Origin of the sequence: Streptomyces sp. WM6372, from assembly GCF_001279655.1 — a bacterium.
Lineage (GTDB): Bacteria > Actinomycetota > Actinomycetes > Streptomycetales > Streptomycetaceae > Streptomyces.
Map to the genome: position 1 here is coordinate 1 of NZ_LGDB01000011.1, position 14,850 is coordinate 14,850.

Consider the following 14,850-nt stretch of genomic DNA (forward strand, 5'->3'; position numbering starts at 1 on the left):
CCCCACTGCCGTTCCACCCCGCACCGCACCCCCCAAATCCACGACAGCCCCCTCCGTCTTCGGCACACTGCCCGCATGGGCCTTCTCTGCGCCGCCTGCGCTTCCCTCGCCGTCTGGATCTGGCTCACCTTCGCCCAGGGCATGTTCTGGCGGACCGACGTGCGGCTCCCGCCGCGCAGCGCCCCCGACCGGTGGCCGTCCGTCGCCATCGTCGTCCCGGCCCGGGACGAGGCCGGGGTGCTGCCGTGCAGCCTGCCCTCGCTGATCGCCCAGGACTATCCCGGCGAAGCCGAGGTCATCCTGGTCGACGACGGCAGTACCGACGGCACCGGCGAGCTCGCCCTGCGGCTGGCCCGGGAGCACCCCGGACTGCCCCTCACCCTCACCTCCCCCGGCGAGCCGGAACCCGGCTGGACCGGGAAGCTGTGGGCTCTGCGCCACGGCATCGCGCTCGCCCGGACCGCCCACGCCACCGAGCCCGAGTACCTCCTCCTCACCGACGCCGACATCGCGCACGAGCCCGACAGCCTCCGCGAGCTGGTCGCGGCCGCGACCACCGCCGAGCTGGACCTCGTCTCGCAGATGGCCCGCCTGCGTGCCGTCAGCCCCTGGGAGCGGCTCGTCGTACCGGCCTTCGTGTACTTCTTCGCGCAGCTCTACCCCTTCCGCCGGATCAACCGCCCGACGGGCCGGACCGCCGCCGCGGCCGGCGGCTGCGTCCTGCTGCGCACCGAGGCCGCCGTCCGGGCCGGCGTGCCGGATGCGATCCGGCACGCCGTCATCGACGACGTCTCCCTCGCCCGCGCCGTCCGGCGCTCGGGCGGCCGGATCTGGCTGGGGCTCGCGGAGCGGGTGGACAGCGTGCGCCCGTACCCCGCGCTCGGGGACCTGTGGCGGATGGTCTCGCGCAGCGCGTACGCGCAACTGCGCCACCAGCCGCTGCTGCTGGCCGGGACGGTGGCCGGGCTCGTGCTCGTGTACCTGGTCCCCCCGGCCGCCCTCCTCGTGGGACTGGCGACCGGGCGGGCCGCCACCGCGTGGGCGGGCGGGCTCGCCTGGCTGCTGATGGCGGGCACCTATCTGCCGATGCTGCGCTATTACCGGCAGCCCTCGGCACTCGCGCCGCTCCTTCCGCTCACGGCCCTCCTGTACCTCCTGATGACCGTCGACTCAGCCGTTCAGCACTACCGGGGCCGCGGCGCGGCGTGGAAGGGCCGAACCTATGCCCGCCCGAGTGACGCCTGAAACGAAAAACCACCCCCCGGCCGCCCCCGTCACCGATGTCATCCCAGGTCACCGCATTGTGACGCTCCGTCAGCGGCAAGTCGGTGCAACAGCCAACCGGTGAGTACGAGTAGGAGCAACCCGGGGCGGAAGTGGCGAAAACGTGCACGTGAACAGGAAGTGAAGGGTGTGGCCCTGACCTGCGAATATGCAGGTCAGCGCGGTGTTCGTCACACCTCGCTATGGACCCGGTGAAGTCGTGGGCTTAACTTAGGTCCCATGACCTCCCCCCGCTCCACTTATGGCGGCGGTTACTACTCCGCGCCCTCCTTCCCGGACACCCCCATCTACGACTCCCTCGTCGCCGAACGCGGCACCCCGCAGATCGCCCCGATCCGCGTTCCCGCCGCGTACGACTCCCCGAGCTCCGGCTATTCGAGCGGCGGGTACCTCCCCGCCCTCGCCTCGTCGCTGCCCGCCCTGCCGGCCGCGCTGCCCCCGGCCATGCCGCAGCAGCAGCAAGCCCCGGCGTACGGGTACCCGTACCAGCAGCAGTCGGCACCCGCACCGATGCCCCTGCAGCAGGCGCCCGCTCCGTACATCCCGCAGCAGCAGCCGGGCCTGGCCCGCGCGGGCTACATGCAGCAGGCGCAGCCGCAGCAGCCCCGGCCGGTGGCCACGGGCACCGGGTACGAGGCGATGCGTCCGGCCGCACCGCGCCCGATGCAGGTTCCGGCTCCGGTTCCGGCCGCCGCCTACGAGGACCCGTACGGCCGCCCGTACCAGGGGCGCGGCTACTGACGGATCCGGTACCGGCAGGATCCGGTACTGACGGATCCGGGGACACTCACTAGGGTGGGCGCGGGGGCTCCTGGCAGGATGCTCCCATGTCGAACATGTACGTCCAGGCGCTCCACATCCATCCCGTCAAGTCGGTAGCGGGGACAGCTCCCGACGAGATGGCCGTGGAGCCCTGGGGGCTGTCCGGGGACCGGCGGTGGGCGCTGGTCGACACCGAGGGCACGGTCATCACCCAACGCCAGCAGCCCCGGCTGGCGTTGGCCGCGGCGCGTCCGCTGGAGGGCGGCGCGGTCGCCCTGTCGGCGCCGGGCATGGCCGAGCTGGCCGTGGAGGTGCCGGAACCGGGTCCGCTGGAGCCCGTCACCCTTTTCGGCAAGAAGATCGAGACCGTGGTCGCGGCGAGCGCCGCGGCCGACTGGTTCAGCGCCTACCTCGGGGTCCCGGCGCGGCTGGTGCACATGGACGACCCTGCCGTACGGCGGCCCGTCGACCCGCAGTACGCGCTGCCGGGCGAGACGGTGAGCCTCGCCGACGGCTATCCGGTGCTGCTCACGACCCTCGCGTCGCTGGACGCGCTCAACTCGCTGATCGCGCAGGGGGACCATCCCGAGGAGGGTCCGCTGCCGATGAACCGTTTCCGCCCCAATGTGGTGGTCGCCGGCGCCGAGGCGTGGGCGGAGGACGGCTGGCGGCTCATGGCGATCGGCGACGCCGTCTTCCGCGGGGCCCGGGAGTGCGGGCGGTGCATCGTCACGACCACCGACCAGGCGACGGCGGAGCGGGGCAAGGAACCCCTCAAGACCCTGGCCCGGCACCGGAGGATCGGCAAGTCGCTGGCCTTCGGACGGCAGCTGGTGCCGGTGCGGACGGGGACGGTGCGGGTGGGCGACGAGGTCCGCGTCCTGGAGTGAGCGGGGCCGCGGCGCATCCTCGGAATGACACCTTCGAGGGGCTGTGGGGGAACGCTGGAACCAAGCACCGTGAGCGGACCGTTGGTGCATTCGACGGCTGTGACGGGAAGGTGCGCGAGCAAGCCCGGCCGTGGCCGTGACCACGGCTGAGGCCACGGCCACGGCTGAGGCCCCGCTTCCAGGACTTCATGCACCGGATCGGGTGACACGGCCGCCGCTCGTCCCGGAATGCGCGTTATCCGGGGGTGCGGGAGGCTTGGACCGCAGGCAGACGGAGGCAGAGGGGGTGCCGGACCGTGTGGACAGGAACGGGTGTGTGGCGTTGGCGGCGCAATCCACTGCGCCGGCCGACTGATCTCTTCGAGGCGTGGGTGGCGTTCGCCGCGCTGGTGTGCGTCCTGCTGGTGGCTCCGGCCGTCGGCACGGTCGCGGGCCTGGAGGTGGACGGCACGCTCCAGCGGGCCGTGCGCGAACAGCGGCAGGAGCGGTACCTCGTCCCGGCGGTGGTGGTGCGGCCCGCCGCGGAGCCGCCCGCGGGGACGGAGGCCGATCCCTCGGCGCAGCGGCAGACCCCGCAGCGCACGCAGATCGTGGCGTCCTGGACGGCGCCCGACGGCAGCAGCCACCAGGGCACGGTGCCGGCCGCGGAGGAACCGCCGCAGGCGGGCGACCGGTTCCGGATATGGACCGATACGCAGGGCCGCCTGGTGGGGCGCCCCCTCGACGCGTCCTCGGCGAGCGTGCACGCCGCCGTGGTGGGCCTGGCCGCCGCTCTCGGCGCGGCCGCCCTGGTGGAGACGGTCCGCCGACTCGTCGTACGAAGGCTCATGCATCGTCGGTACATACGGCTGGACCGTGCGTGGGCGGCGGCCGGACCGGACTGGGGCCGGGCGGGCGCGGGCAGCTGACCTGGCATCTCACCGGCTCCGCGCGCGCTACGGTGGAGCGGCCAGAGTCGGCCGCCGCCAAGGCGGTGGGCGGCGGCGGTGATTTCAGTCGCTTCGATGGCACGAGCACGAGGGCGGGGGCACGACAGCACCATGGCACAGGGCACGGTCCAGGTGACGCACGGCGGGTCTTCGCGGTGGCGGCGCCGCTCCGGTGAGTATCCGACGCTGGCCGCCGCGCTCTCCGTCGCGGGCGACGGGGACGTGCTGTCCATCGCCCCGGGCACCTACCGGGAGAACCTGGTGCTCAACCATGCCGTGACCCTGCGCGGGCCGGAGGGCTCGGTGGGCTCCGTGCGGATCGCCCCGCTCGACGGGGTCGCGCTGACGGTGCGCGCCTCGGCCGTGGTCCAGGACCTTCACCTGGAGGGGCAGGACCGGGCGGCCCCCGCACTGCTGGTCGAGGAGGGTTCGCCCGAGCTCACCGACCTGCGGGTGAGCACCCGGTCCGCGGCGGGGATCGAGGTGCGCGGCGGAGCCCGGCCCGTGGTGCGGCGGTGCACGGTGGAGAACCCGGCGGGCGTCGGGATCGCCGTACTGGACGGCGGCGGCGGGGTGTTCGAGGAGTGCGAGGTGGTGGCCGCCGGGCAGGCCGGGGTCTCCGTCCGCGGCGGCGGGCGGCCGCGGCTGGAGCGCTGCCGGATCCACCATGCCTCGGGTGCGGGCATCGCGGTCACCGGCGAGGGTTCGGGCCTGGAGGCGCTGGGCTGCGAGGTGTACGAGATCAAGGGCACGGGCGTGCAGATCGCCGCGCGTGCGGCGGCCCGCCTCACCGACTGCTCGGTGCACCGCACTTCGACGGACGGGGTCACCCTCGACACGGACGCGGTGCTCACCCTCGCGGGCTGCGACATCCACGACATTCCGGAGAACGCGGTGGACCTGCGCTCCCGTTCGGTGCTCACGCTCAGCCGCACCACCGTCCGCCGCTTCGGCCGCAACGGCCTGTCGGTGTGGGATCCGGGAACCCGGGTGGATGCCGAGTCCTGCGAGATCCACGACAGTACGGGCGACTACCCGGCGGTGTGGATCAGCGACGGGGCCACCGCCTCGCTGAGCTCCTGCCGGGTGCACGACGTACCGGACGCGGTGTTCGTCCTGGACCGGGGCTCGCGCGCCGACGTGGTCGACAGCGATCTCTCCCAGGTCCGCAACACGGCCGTCTCGGTGAGCGACGGGGCCACCGCGCAGGTCGACGACTGCCGTATCCGGGAGGCGGCGACCGGAGCCTGGTTCCGCGATCACGGCAGCGGCGGCACCCTCGCGAACTGCACGATCGACGCGGTCCAGACGGGAGTGATCGTCACCAAGGGGGCCGATCCCGCGCTGGAGCGGTGCACGGTCAGCTCCCCCTCCGAAGCGGGGTTCTACGTGTCGGCGGGCGGCCGCGGGAGCTTCCAGTCCTGCCGGGTGACGGGCAGTTCCGGTTTCGGTTTCCACGTCATCGACGGCTGCCGCACCACGCTGACCCGCTGCCACACCGAGCGCTGCGCGCGCGGGGGCTACGAGTTCGCGGAGGACGGCCCGGTCGCCGAGGACTGCACCAGCGACGAGTCCGGGTCACGGCTCGCCGCCCAGTCGGCAGGGGCCGGTGCCGGGGCTCCGGCCGGTGAGCGCGCGGGGATCCGTACGGTCGGCGCGGTCCGGGGCCCGGCGGTGGAGACGGCGCAGGTACCGGCCCCGCGAGGCGCGCAGGAGGCGGACCGGGAGTCGCCGGGGACGGCGCGCGGCTCCGGCGAGGTGCTCGGGCAGCTCGACGGCCTGGTGGGACTGGACAGCGTCAAGCGCGAGGTGCGGGCGCTCACCGACATGATCGAGGTGGGCCGTCGGCGGCAGCAGGCGGGCCTCAAGGCCGCCTCGGTGCGCCGCCATCTGGTGTTCACCGGCAACCCCGGCACGGGCAAGACGACGGTGGCCCGGCTCTACGGGGAGATCCTGGCCTCCCTCGGGGTCCTGGAGCGCGGCCACCTGGTCGAGGTGTCCCGGGTGGACCTGGTCGGCGAGCACATCGGTTCCACGGCGATCCGGACCCAGGAGGCGTTCGACCGGGCGCGCGGCGGGGTGCTGTTCATCGACGAGGCGTACGCGCTGGCTCCGGAGGACTCGGGGCGGGACTTCGGGCGCGAGGCGATCGACACCCTGGTGAAGCTGATGGAGGACCACCGGGACGCGGTCGTGGTGATCGTCGCCGGGTACACGGCGGAGATGGACCGGTTCCTGACCGTCAATCCGGGTGTGGCCTCGCGGTTCTCGCGGACCATCACGTTCGGGGACTACGGCCCGGAGGAGCTGCTGCGGATCGTGGAGCAGCAGGCGGAGGAGCACGAGTACCGGCTCGGGGAGGGCACCGCGAAGGCGCTGCTGGCGTACTTCACGGAGCTGCCGAAGGGCCCGGCGTTCGGCAACGGCCGCACGGCGCGGCAGACCTTCGAGTCGATGGTCGAGCGCCATGCGGGCCGGGTGGCGCAGCTCTCGGACCCGGGCACGGACGAACTCACCCTCCTGTTCCCGGAGGATCTGCCGACGCTTCCGGCCCTTCCGACCCCTCCGGCGCTGCCGACGTCCTGCTGACCCTGGGGCCGGGTACCGCCGGGGTGGCCGGGGCCGGTGTGACGGGCAGGGCCGGTGTGACGGGCGGGGCCGGCAGGGCGGCTGCGGAGCGTGGGGCCGGTGTGGCGTCGAGCCCGGTCGGCCGGGAGCGGGCCCGGCGGGCCGGTCCGGCCAGCCGTGCCAAGAGGGCGTCGCGCTCGGCGGCGAAGGCCGGGTCGGCCTGGTAATCGAAGTGGCCGAGGATCGGCGCGGGCAGCGGGTAGCGGGCGCTGCGCCCATAGGCGAGCGGATCGGCCAGCGGCCCCCGGTCGACGGAGTCGGCGGGGCTCGGGGCCGTCGGGGCGGCGGGGCCCGCCGGGGTGGTGTCCGCCGGTGGGAGGACCGGGCCGCCGATGGGGTCCGTGGCGCGCCACAGGTTGCGCCAGCAGTCGATGTCGGCGTGCAGGGCGGCGAGCGGGCGCGGGCCGAAGTACGCCGGGAACCAGCGTCCGTAGAGCCGCCGGAGCGGGGAGCCGTACGTGAGCAGCGCGACCCGGCGGCGGACCTGGGGCGGCAGCTGCCAGACGGCGGCGGCCGCGAGGACGCTGCCCTGCGAGTGGCCGGAGATGACCAGGCGGCCGCCGGTGCGGCCGGTCCAGCCGGTCATCCGCCAGGTCAGGTCGGGGACGGCGCGCTCGGCGTAGCAGGGCGGCGCGAACGGATGGGCGGCGCGCGGCCAGAAGGTGCCGACGTCCCACAGCACTCCTATGGTGCGGCGGGCGGCGGGGTCCCGGTAGGCACGGCGGCCCCAGGCGACGAACGCGGCGATGCCGAGTCCTATCAGCCAGGACCCGGCGTCCTGCGCCGCGCGGGCGGCCGTCTCCAGCAGCGGGTGGGTACCGCGGACCGCCTCACCCGGGACCTGCCCGCTGAGCCAGGCTCCGGCGAGGGCGCCCGCGCCGAGCAGCAGGGTGATCCCGGAGACGGCGGCGACGAACCAGGGCGCGGAGTCGGTGAGCGCGGCGGCGGCCCGGGCCCCGGCGATCCGGCGGCTGCGGTTCTCGTCGGGCGGCTCCCCGGGGTACTCGGCGGCCACCCCGGCGGCGAGCCGGCGCCGTTCGAGGACCCCGCGTACGGCGAACCAGGCCGCGAGCAGGGCCAGTACGAGGAGCAGCGGGGGCAGTACCGCCGCCTGCCAGGACAGCAGCACGGGCGGTGCGGGCACCGGTGCCCCGGCCGACGAGGGGGAGGCCCCGCCGTCCAGCCAGTCGGCGACGCGCTGGGCGACCCCGCCGGTCATCACCCCGCCGAGGGCGCAGCCGAGCATGGCGATGGCGGGACCGCCGAGCCCGTACAGGGCGGTCGCCGGGTCGGGGGCCAGCCGGTACAGGCGGACGGCGACGGCGGCGAGCAGCAGGACGCAGCACCCCTGGCCGAGCATGAGCACGCCGAACGCGAAGTCGCCGGGGAGCCGCCCCGTGGAGGTCCACCCGGGGCGCGACCAGCCGGCGTAGAGCAGCACGGCGGTGAGCAGCGCGAGGGCGGAGCCGGGCAGCAGGGTGATGGCGGCGCGGTCGAGGCGGTGGTCGGGGCGGTCCTCGGTGCGGCCGCGCCGGCAGACGACCCAGGCGACGGCGACGGCCCCGGCGGCGAGCGCCGCCTCCACCGCCCAGCCGAGCGCTTCGAGTACGGGGCCGCCGGCGCGGCGGTCGTAGCGGGCGGTGGGCGCGGCGACGGCTGCCGCGACGATCAGCAGCCCGGCGGCGGTGTGCGCGGCGCGCAGCCGGGCCACGATGCGCCGCCCGTACCAGAATCCGGGCCGGCCGAGCGCGGGCGTACCGTCCGGGCCGGCGGCCGGCACGGTGGTGTCCGCCGGCGGGGACTGGGACTCGTACGCGCTCCACGTACGGTTCGACAGGTACCAGAGCAGCCCCGTCAGCGCGGCCGGGACCAGCGCGCAGAGCGCGAGCCGCCGCCCCGGCTGGCCCCACCAGCCGCCCGGTTCCAGGAACCCGAGCCAGGACCGGGAGCCGGTGCAGGCCCCGGACCCCGCGCACTGCCAGGCGAAGAGGTCGAGCGCGACCTCGCAGGCGGCCGCGATCAGCAGCAGGGTGAGGCTGAGCGCGAGGGCCCGTACGAGGACCCCGTACGTGCGCACCGCGCACGGCGCCGGACCGGTGGCGGGTGCGGCCGGGCGGGCCCAGTGCGCGAGGTTGACCACCATGAAGGGCAGGAGCAGCAGCCACAGGGCGCGGGAGCCGTTGCCGGAGGTGAGCCGGGACCAGCAGTAGGCCTCGACCACGGGGCGGCCGGCGTACCACTCGGGGTGTGCCTCGGCGTCGACGTCCGCGGCGCGCCGGAACACGGCGGCGGTGGAGTCCCCGGTGATCCGCACGGTGCGCGGATCGCCGAGCAGTTCGTCGGGGGGTGCACCGTGGACTCCGTGCACGCGGAGTTCGAGGGCCAGGGGGCGTGGGGGTGTGAGGAGTTCGAGGGCCAGGGGATGCAGGGGCTGGGGAGGCTGGGGGTTCTCCGGCACGACGGCCTCCGCTCGCGGGGCGGGATCAGCGCGCTCCCAGCATCCCGCGCCCCGAACCCCCTGCCTAGGGCCTGTCCGGGCGACCTTCGAGGTCCGGGGGCTCCCGCGCGGGCGTGCGCGGGCCTGCGCGGCCGCGGCCGGGCGGCGGACATCTGACGGTCCGACAGCTAAGGTACGCGGACGCACGTTCCACCGCTCACTCCCAGGAGGGACCGCCATGGCTCGCCGACTCCGCCCGGTGGGGCTGGACTTCATCGAGGACGCCCCGACCCGACTGCGCTTCGCCGCGCGGACGACGGCGGGACCCGAGGCCGTGTACCGGGCCCTGGCCGAGGACGTGGAGGGATGGCCGCAATGGTTCGGCGCGGTGACCCTGGCCCGGCCGACGCACGGCGGCGCGGGCCGGGAGGTCCGGCTGGCCGGCGGAACCCGCTTCGAGGAGACCATCATGGCGGCGGACCCGGAGCGGCGCTACGCGTACCGGGTCGACGAGACCAACGCCCCCGGGATCCGGGCCCTGTTGGAGGAGTGGCTGCTCACCCCCGCCGACCCCTGCTCCGGCACCCTCGTCCGCTGGACCTTCGCGGTGGACGGCCCGGCGCCGCTCCGGCTCGCCCTCACGGCAGCCCGCCCGCTCCTGGGGCGGTCGTTCCGGTCGGCGGTCCGCGCCCTGGACGCCCGCCTGACGTCGCACCGCCCGGCCGGTCAGTGACGCGGACCGTCGTGGGCGGCGCCCCGCCGGTCGGCGACGCGGCCCGGTGGGGGCGGCGCCCGGCCGGTCAGACCGCCGGTCGGGCAGCCGGTCAGGCCGCCGGTTCGCGCCAGACGCCGGTCGCCAGCAGGGTTTCGAGGGTCTGCGCGTACGGGGCGATGTCCAGGCCCTGCGCGGCCAGCCACTCGTCCGAGTAGTACTTGTCCAGGTAGCGGTCGCCCGGGTCGCACAGCAGGGTGACCACACTGCCCTTGCGGCCCTCGGCGACCATCTCCGAGATGATCTTCAGCGCGCTCCACACGCCCGTCCCCGTCGAGCCGCCCGCCTTGCGGCCTATGGCCTGTTCGAGGGCGCGGCAGGCGGCGACGCTCGCCGCGTCGGGGACCTTCATCATGCGGTCGATGGCTCCGGGCACGAAGCTCGGCTCCATCCGCGGCCGCCCGATGCCCTCGATGCGCGAGCCGCAATCGCTGCTCGCGTGCGCGTCGTTGTTGGTCCAGCCGTCGAAGAAGCAGGAGTTCTCCGGGTCCGGGACGCACACCCGGGTGTCGTGCTGCATGTAGTGCACGTAGCGGGCGATGGTCGCGGACGTACCGCCCGTACCCGCCGTCGCCACGATCCACGCCGGCTCGGGGTAACGCTCCAACCGCAGCTGCTGGTACATCGATTCCGCGATGTTGTTGTTGCCGCGCCAGTCGGTCGCCCGCTCCGCGTACGTGAACTGGTCCATGTAGTGCCCGCCCGTGCGGGCGGCGAGCTCCGCGGACTCCTCGTACATCTTCATCGAGTCGTCGACGAAGTGGCATTCACCGCCGTGGAATTCGATGAGCCGGCACTTCTCCGGGCTGGTCGTACGCGGCATGACGGCGATGAACGGAACGCCGATGAGCTTCGCGAAGTACGCCTCGGAGACGGCGGTCGAGCCGGACGAGGCCTCGATGACCGGGCGCCCGGGGCGGATCCAGCCGTTGCACAGCGCGTACAGGAAGAGCGAGCGCGCGAGGCGGTGCTTGAGGGAGCCGGTCGGGTGCGTGGACTCGTCCTTGAGGTAGAGGTCGATGCCCCATTCCTCGGGGAGCGGGAAGCGCAGCAGGTGGGTGTCGGCGGAACGGTTGGCGTCGGCCTGGACCTTGCGGACGGCCTCCTTCAGCCAGGCGCGGTAGTCCGCGTCGCTACGGTCGACGTCGATGGTCGTAGCCGTCGTACCGGAGGTACGGGTGGTGCTCATGCGCCTTGCTCCTTCGTGCGTTTCTTCGCCCCCTGCTTTCGCAATGTACCTCCCTCACCTGCACAAACAGTCACTTTGAGTATCTATGCGGATCGCTTTCGATCGCGTTCGGTTGCATACACGGGCACCGTGGGTGACCCTGGTGGAGCATTACCGAGGGTGCAGCACCCGTAACACTCATGTCGGGGAGTCGCAGCCGTGATCAGTCACTCACGCAGGCACTGCGTCGTCGAACTGCAGGCCTTGCCGTCCCGGATCGGACAGATCCGGAGGATCGTTTCAGCGCAATTGCGCCACTGGCAGCTCGATCCGCTCATAGACCGGGCTGCGCTCGGCGTGACGGAGCTGCTCAGCAACGTCCACCGCCACGCGCAGCCGGACAAGACGTGCACCGTCGAGATCGAGCTGCGGCTGGGGCGGCTCACGGTCTCGGTGTACGACAGCGATCCGCGGCTTCCCGTCCTGCGGGAGGCGGCCGCGGACGCGCTGGAGACCTGCGGGCGCGGGCTCGCGCTGGTCGCCGCGGTCAGCGAGGCCTGGGGAGCGCGGAACCAGGCCGACGGCCCCGGGAAGGTGGTGTGGTTCTCGCTGCGCGCCGCCCCGGTCGGCGCCGGATCCAAACCCGTACGGGAGCCCGCGCCGGCGGTGGTGGTCTCGGTGGACCCGAGCGCCGTCCCGACGGCCGTGCCGGTGGCGGCCTCGGTCGGCGCCAGGCCCGGGTAGGGGTTCCGCCGCCGCGCACCGGGCACCGTGCCCCGGCAGCACCAGCGCTGCCAGGGTGTCGGCGGGCCTGCCGCCGCCCGGCGGCGAGCCCCGCCCGGCGGTGAGCCGCCCCCGGCGCCCCGAGTCCCACCGGCACCGTGCTTCACGCGGCACCGAGCCCCACCCGGCGCCGAGCACGGCCGGCGGCGAGGACGGCCGGGACCGACCACGGCCGGCGCCGAGGACAGCCGGGACCGACCACGGCCGGCGCCGAGCACGGCCGGGACCGAGGACGGTCGGGAGGCCCTAAACCGCCGCGCCCAGCGTGCCCAGGGGGTCGTCCAGGACCGGCTGCCAGGCCAGTTCCGCGGCGCCCACCAGGCTGTTGTGGTCCAGGGTGCAGGGCAGGATCGGGACTCCCCCGCTGCGGCCCCACAGGCTGCGGTCCGCGACCACCGCGCGCAGCCGTTCCGGGTCCGCGTTCAGCAGCTCCCGGTGCAGCCCGCCCAGGATGATCCGGTCCGGGTTCAGGATGTTGACCAGCCCCGCGAGGCCCAGGCCCAGCCGGTCGATGAGCTCCTCGGCGGCCGCCCGTACCGCCGGCTCCGCGTACTCCTCCCGCAGCAGGTCGCGGGCCTGCTGGAGCAGCGACACCTCCGGGCCCGGGATGCGACCCGCCGCGGTCAGGAAGGCCAGCGGATCGGCCTCCACGTCCAGGCACCCGCGGCTTCCGCAGTGGCAGGGCCGGCCCTCCGGGTTCACCGTGAGGTGGCCGACCTCCAGGGCCAGCCCCGAACTCCCGCTGTGCAGGCGGCCGTCCAGTACGAGCGCGCCGCCGACCCCGCGGTGGCCGGTGGCCACGCACAGCAGGTGCTGGGCGCTGCGGCCCGCGCCGTGCCGGTGCTCGGCGAGCGCGGCGAGGTTGACGTCGTTCCCGGTCAGGGCCGGGCCGTCGATCCCGGCCGCCTTCACGCACTCCGTGAAGATGTCCCGTACGGGAGACCCGGCCGGCCAGGCCAGGTGCAGCGGGTTCAGCGCCGTACCCTCCGGCTCCGCGACCGCCGACGGCACCGCGAGCCCCGCCCCGATGCAGCGGCGCCCGGTCTCTGCGAGCAGCGCCGCGCCCGCCGAGACGACCTCGCCGAGCACCTGGGCCGGGTCCGCGGAGACGGTGACCTTGCCGGGGGCGGTGGCCACGATCCGGCCGCCGAGGCCGACCAGCGCGGCCCGGAACCCGTCGGAGTGCACCTGCGCGGCCAGCGCCACGGGGCCGTTCTCGTCGATGGAGAGCCGGTGCGAGGGGCGGCCCTGGGTGCCTCCCGCGCCGCCCGGGCGGGAGTCGACGCGGATCAGGCCGAGCGCCTCCAGCTCGGCGGCGACCGCCCCGGCCGTGGCGCGGGTGACGCCGAGCTCGGCGGTCAGGACGGCGCGGGTCGGCGCCCGGCCCGTGTGGACGAGCTCCAGCGCCGGGCCGAGGGCGCCGCGGCCCCGCTCCAGCTTGGTCCTCGCCGAAGAGCCGGCCGAAGACCCGGCCGAAGACGCTGCGGGCAGCGCGGACACCGTGGACGCATCCCCCACCCGCGGCGGGGCCCCGTTGCCGTTCATGACAGCGATCCTCGCATGATCGGCGGTGTGCGCGGCGCCGCCGATCAGTCCGGGGCCGCCCCGAGGCCGCCGACCCGCAGGGTGATGTTCAGCCGTCCGGTCAGCCCGAGCCCGGGCGGGGCGGTGCCGGGCAGGACCTTCGGCACCCCGTGGTAGGCCAGCCGGGCCGGGCCGCCGAAGACGAACAGATCGCCGCTGCGCAGCCGGACGTCCTGGTACGGGCGGCCGCGCGAGGCGGTGTTGCCGAAGCGGAAGACGCAGGTGTCGCCGAGGCTGAGGGAGACCACCGGAGCCCCCGACTTCTCCTCGGCGTCCCGGTGCATGCCCATGCGGGAGTCACCGTCGTAGAAGTTGATCAGCGCAATGTCGTACGCGTACGGGACCGGGGCCACTGCCGCAGCCGCAGCCCCAGCCGCGTCGTCGTTCCCGTCCTCGGCCGGCGACGGCCCGCCGTACGCCGACGCCACCGCCTCCCGCCCCAGCTCCGCGAGCCAGCCGGGCATCGGCTTGACCGGGGCCCCGTCGCCGTCGACGGCGGTGCGGGCGTACCCGTACGGATACCAGTGCAGCCCGAGGCACACCTGGCGGGCGGTCATCGTCCCGCCACCGGGTGTCCGTACGGTGCGCAGGCCTGCCGGCGGGCGGGCCCAGGCGCGGCAGGCGGCGAGCAGCTCCCGCTGGCGCGCCGGCCCGAGCCAGTCGGGCACGTGCACGGCGCCGGCGGCGATCTCGGTCCGCTCGCGCGGGAAGAGTTCCCCGTCCATGGCTCCATTCTCACCGGCATTGTCAGTGGCCGGTGCGACACTGCCCGCATGAAGATCTCGGAGTACGTGGAGACGCTTGCGCAGGAAGGCGAGTTGCTCGCCGAGACGGCCGAGCGGGCGGGTACGGAGGCCCCCGTGCCCACCTGTCCCGGGTGGCGGGTCGCCGATCTGGTGCGGCACACGGGCGCGGTGCACCGGTGGGCCGCCGGGTACGTCAGGGACGCGGTCGTGGAGCCGGGCCCGTTCCCGGACGCGCCGGAGCTGGTCGGCGCCGAACTGCTGGCCTGGTACCGGGAGGGTCACGAGGCCCTGGTGCGGACGCTGACCGAGGCTCCGGCCGATGTGCAGTGCTGGACCTTCCTGCCGACGGCCGCGCCGTCGCCGCTGGCGTTCTGGGCGCGCCGGCAGGCGCACGAGACGGCCGTGCACCGGATGGACGCGGAGGCGGCGCTCGGCGTGGTCTACGCGCCGGTGGCAGCCGAGTTCGCGGAGGACGGGGTGGACGAGCTGCTGACCGGCTTCCACGCGCGGCCGCGCAGCCGGATGCGGACGGAGGAGGAGCGGGTGATGCGGATCCGCGCCGCCGACACGGGCGCGGTGTGGACCGTGCACCTGTCGGCGGAGCCGCCCCGTACGGTGTCGGGCGACACGGGCGACCCGGCGGACTGCGAGGTGACCGGGACCCCGTCGCCGTCGACGGCGGGGCGGGCGTACCCGTACGGATACCAGTGCAGCCCGAGGCACACCTGGCGGGCGGTCATCGTCCCCCCACCGGGGGTCCGGGGTCAGCGGCCGTCGTTCTCCGGGCGGCGGGCGCAGCGCCACAGGACGTGGGGGATCCGGAGCAGGAACACCGCCCCCGCCAGGACCCCGGCCGCCACCGGGAGC

The 14,850-nt window shown here is 74.7% G+C and carries 11 protein-coding genes and 2 pseudogenes; 8 read left to right on the top strand and 5 right to left on the bottom strand.

The genetic code is table 11. The features are described 5' to 3' along the window. The first annotated feature begins 75 nt into the window (after window positions 1-75). The 5 genes from ADK52_RS02465 (at window position 76) to ADK52_RS02485 (ending at window position 6,454) form a co-directional block, all read left to right on the top strand. Window positions 76-1,245, top strand: coding sequence for a glycosyltransferase (locus ADK52_RS02465; protein ID WP_053688114.1), 1,170 nt, complete (start codon window positions 76-78; stop codon window positions 1,243-1,245). 258 nt (window positions 1,246-1,503) lie between these two features. After that, window positions 1,504-2,025 (top strand): DUF6643 family protein, encoded by a 522-nt coding sequence (locus ADK52_RS02470; RefSeq protein WP_053688115.1) that lies wholly within the window; start codon window positions 1,504-1,506, stop codon window positions 2,023-2,025. An 86-nt stretch (window positions 2,026-2,111) separates the two neighbouring features. Next, on the top strand, window positions 2,112-2,936 hold the full coding sequence (locus tag ADK52_RS02475; RefSeq protein ID WP_053688116.1) for an MOSC domain-containing protein: 825 nt from the start codon (window positions 2,112-2,114) through the stop codon (window positions 2,934-2,936). A 314-nt stretch (window positions 2,937-3,250) separates the two neighbouring features. Further along, window positions 3,251-3,844: a hypothetical protein gene (locus tag ADK52_RS02480; protein ID WP_234343271.1), complete on the top strand. Its 594-nt coding sequence runs from the start codon at window positions 3,251-3,253 to the stop codon at window positions 3,842-3,844. A gap of 132 nt (window positions 3,845-3,976) precedes the next feature. Next, window positions 3,977-6,454, top strand: coding sequence for a right-handed parallel beta-helix repeat-containing protein (locus ADK52_RS02485; RefSeq protein ID WP_053688118.1), 2,478 nt, complete (start codon window positions 3,977-3,979; stop codon window positions 6,452-6,454). On the opposite strand, the gene ADK52_RS02490 is transcribed toward ADK52_RS02485, so the two are convergent. Then, on the bottom strand, window positions 6,378-8,951 hold the full coding sequence (locus tag ADK52_RS02490) for a hypothetical protein (RefSeq protein WP_420714782.1): 2,574 nt from the start codon (window positions 8,949-8,951) through the stop codon (window positions 6,378-6,380). The genes ADK52_RS02485 and ADK52_RS02490 overlap by 77 nt on opposite strands. A 217-nt stretch (window positions 8,952-9,168) precedes the next feature. On the opposite strand from ADK52_RS02490, the gene ADK52_RS02495 reads away from it, so the two are divergent. Beyond that, window positions 9,169-9,663, top strand: a complete 495-nt coding sequence (locus tag ADK52_RS02495; protein ID WP_053688119.1) for an SRPBCC family protein — start codon at window positions 9,169-9,171, stop codon at window positions 9,661-9,663. 91 nt (window positions 9,664-9,754) lie between these two features. On the opposite strand, the gene ADK52_RS02500 is transcribed toward ADK52_RS02495, so the two are convergent. Next, window positions 9,755-10,891: a PLP-dependent cysteine synthase family protein gene (locus ADK52_RS02500; protein ID WP_053688120.1), complete on the bottom strand. Its 1,137-nt coding sequence runs from the start codon at window positions 10,889-10,891 to the stop codon at window positions 9,755-9,757. A gap of 198 nt (window positions 10,892-11,089) precedes the next feature. Between ADK52_RS02500 and ADK52_RS02505 the strand changes: the two genes are divergently transcribed. Beyond that, complete coding sequence (locus ADK52_RS02505) at window positions 11,090-11,614, top strand: ATP-binding protein (RefSeq protein WP_053688121.1); 525 nt, start codon at window positions 11,090-11,092, stop codon at window positions 11,612-11,614. 285 nt (window positions 11,615-11,899) lie between these two features. On the opposite strand, the gene ADK52_RS02510 is transcribed toward ADK52_RS02505, so the two are convergent. Both ADK52_RS02510 and ADK52_RS02515 read right to left on the bottom strand, forming a co-directional pair. Beyond that, a complete protein-coding gene (locus ADK52_RS02510; RefSeq protein WP_234343272.1) occupies window positions 11,900-13,198 on the bottom strand; it encodes an ROK family protein in 1,299 nt (432 codons plus the stop codon). A gap of 44 nt (window positions 13,199-13,242) precedes the next feature. Next, window positions 13,243-13,962 (bottom strand): alpha-ketoglutarate-dependent dioxygenase AlkB family protein, encoded by a 720-nt coding sequence (locus tag ADK52_RS02515; protein ID WP_053688122.1) that lies wholly within the window; start codon window positions 13,960-13,962, stop codon window positions 13,243-13,245. 48 nt (window positions 13,963-14,010) lie between these two features. Here ADK52_RS02515 and ADK52_RS02520 point away from each other — a divergent pair. After that, window positions 14,011-14,607: pseudogene (locus ADK52_RS02520) on the top strand (maleylpyruvate isomerase family mycothiol-dependent enzyme); the annotation flags it as partial. Between the two features lie 29 nt (window positions 14,608-14,636). On the opposite strand, the pseudogene ADK52_RS43275 reads toward ADK52_RS02520, so the two are convergent. Then, a pseudogene (locus ADK52_RS43275) lies at window positions 14,637-14,744 on the bottom strand (alpha-ketoglutarate-dependent dioxygenase AlkB); the annotation flags it as partial. Between the last annotated feature and the right edge of the window lie 106 nt (window positions 14,745-14,850).

Coding starts and splice junctions, on each gene's coding strand:
- ADK52_RS02495 (WP_053688119.1), top strand. CDS start 9,169: ATGGCTCGCCGACTCCGCCCGGTGGGGCTGGACTTCATCGAGGACGCC.
- ADK52_RS02475 (WP_053688116.1), top strand. CDS start 2,112: ATGTCGAACATGTACGTCCAGGCGCTCCACATCCATCCCGTCAAGTCG.
- ADK52_RS02500 (WP_053688120.1), bottom strand. CDS start 10,891: ATGAGCACCACCCGTACCTCCGGTACGACGGCTACGACCATCGACGTC.
- ADK52_RS02465 (WP_053688114.1), top strand. CDS start 76: ATGGGCCTTCTCTGCGCCGCCTGCGCTTCCCTCGCCGTCTGGATCTGG.
- ADK52_RS02485 (WP_053688118.1), top strand. CDS start 3,977: ATGGCACAGGGCACGGTCCAGGTGACGCACGGCGGGTCTTCGCGGTGG.
- ADK52_RS02510 (WP_234343272.1), bottom strand. CDS start 13,198: ATGAACGGCAACGGGGCCCCGCCGCGGGTGGGGGATGCGTCCACGGTG.
- ADK52_RS02470 (WP_053688115.1), top strand. CDS start 1,504: ATGACCTCCCCCCGCTCCACTTATGGCGGCGGTTACTACTCCGCGCCC.
- ADK52_RS02515 (WP_053688122.1), bottom strand. CDS start 13,962: ATGGACGGGGAACTCTTCCCGCGCGAGCGGACCGAGATCGCCGCCGGC.